We start from the raw sequence: 1,771 nt of genomic DNA on the forward strand, positions 1-1,771 counted from the left end.
GGGTGTCCGCGCTACGTCTCCCAGTGGTTCGGACGGTGGCCCGTGCGGCCGTTCGACAGGGCCCCGTTCAGGCGTCGAACTCGCGTACCAGGCGCTTCGGCGCCGTCCGCCGCCAGGCCTCGGTGACGAGGTCGTGCAGCTCGTCCCGGTCCACCAGGTCCAGCCGGACGCTCACCCAGCCGTGCCGTCCGACGTACGGGGCGGAGGAGAACACCTCGGGTTCGGCGGCGAGCAGTTCGGCCTGGTCCTCGGGGGAGGCCTTGACGGTGACCCGGTCCCCGTCGGGCGCGCCCATCGCGAAGATCCGGCCGCGGACCCGCAGCGTCTCGATGTCCCAGGTCGGCTCCTGGGCGGCTTCCGGCAGGGCCAGCGCCATCGTGCGGAACTCGTCGAACGTCACCATGGCGGCAGGGTAGGGCAGGACACCGACAGCGCGCCGCAGGGGCGCGGACCGATCGGCCCGCGCCCCTGCGGCACGCCGTGCTCCGCCGCCCGGAGCGGCCCGCACCCGGTGGGCCGTCACACCACGCCCAGCGCGTACGCCGCGAAGAGCGCCGCCGCGGCGCCGGCCACCGCCTTGCCGCCCCGGGAGAAGGCCGTCCACGGGCCGTCGAACCGGCGGGTGAACCAGCCGAGCGCCACCAGCACGGCGGCGAACAGCGGCAGCAGCGCCAGCCTGGCGGCCACCCAGCCGAGCGAGTCCGGCGCGGTGGTCAGCCCCGGGACGGCGCCCAGGCCGGCCGCGCCCGGCACGGCGACCGCGAGCATCGCGCTCTGGTGCCAGCAGAAGATGGTCATCGCCGACAGGTTGACCACCACGACCGGCAGCCAGAGCAGCGGACGCCGTGTCAGCAGCCGGCCCAGCCGCTCCCGCAGCAGCACCGCGGCGCCGCACTGGAACGCCGCCAGGGCGAGCACCAGCAGGGACGGCGGGTGCGAGTTGGTGCGCTCGGCCCCGGGCACGCCGACCATGCTGGCCGGGTAGTGGAAGACCAGCAGCAGCGCGGCGAACAGCGCGCCGCCGCCGAGCAGCAGCAACCGGGCCGCCGGGCGGCCGAGCCGGCCCTGCGCCCAGAGCACGCCCAGCTGGTAGCCGAACAGCCAGCCCGGCAGGATGTTCAGCAGCGCGACCCAGGACGGCACCGCCCCGGCCCACGGCCCGTAGCGCAGCAGGTCGACGGCGGCGACCGAGGCCACCAGCAGGCCCGCGGACCAGCCGCCCAGCCGGCGCCCGGCGGCCACGCAGAGCGGGGTGAGCGCGGTCAGCCCCAGGTAGACCCCGATGTACCAGAGCGGCTGCACCACCAGGGTGGCACCGGTGCGCAGGGTGTCCGCGGGGACGCCGAGCGCGGGCAGCAGCGGGATCAGCGCCGCCCAGACGGCCGTCACCCCGAGCACCGGGCGCAGCAGCCGGACGGTACGGGCCCGCAGCCAGCCGCCGTACGTCACGCCCCTGGCCCGGGCCCGCTCCAGTGAGCGGACCGAGGAGTGGCCGCCGACCAGGAAGAACACCCCGAGCATCTGGAGCACCCAGCTGAGCGGGGCGAAGAAGCCGAGGGTGGAGAGCGGGCTGGTGTTGTGCAGGGCGCCGTCGGGGGAGCGGGTGAGGCCGCCGAGCATCCAGTGGCCGACCGGTACGGCGAGCAGGGCGAGGGCGCGCAGCCCGTCCAGGGCGCGGTCGCGGTGGGCCGGGGTCTTCGCGTCGACCCGCGCGGCGGCGCGGCGCAGCGCGGTGAGCGGCCGGGGCGTGCGGGGCCGGGGGGTGCAGGGC

At 76.7% G+C, this 1,771-nt stretch carries 2 protein-coding genes; both read right to left on the reverse strand.

Annotation, left to right across the window (positions count from 1 at the left end):
* Nucleotides 1–67 precede the first annotated feature (67 nt).
* A complete protein-coding gene (locus ACIQOV_RS40145) occupies nt 68–403 on the reverse strand; it encodes an MmcQ/YjbR family DNA-binding protein (RefSeq protein WP_380358825.1) in 336 nt (111 codons plus the stop codon).
* 116 nt (nt 404–519) lie between these two features.
* Entirely contained in the window at nt 520–1,728 is a 1,209-nt protein-coding gene (locus tag ACIQOV_RS40150; RefSeq protein ID WP_401055912.1) for an acyltransferase, read from the reverse strand.
* Nucleotides 1,729–1,771: the final 43 nt, after the last annotated feature.

It is taken from the genome of Kitasatospora sp. NPDC091257 (genome assembly GCF_044757675.1).
Lineage (GTDB): Bacteria > Actinomycetota > Actinomycetes > Streptomycetales > Streptomycetaceae > Kitasatospora > Kitasatospora lactacystinica.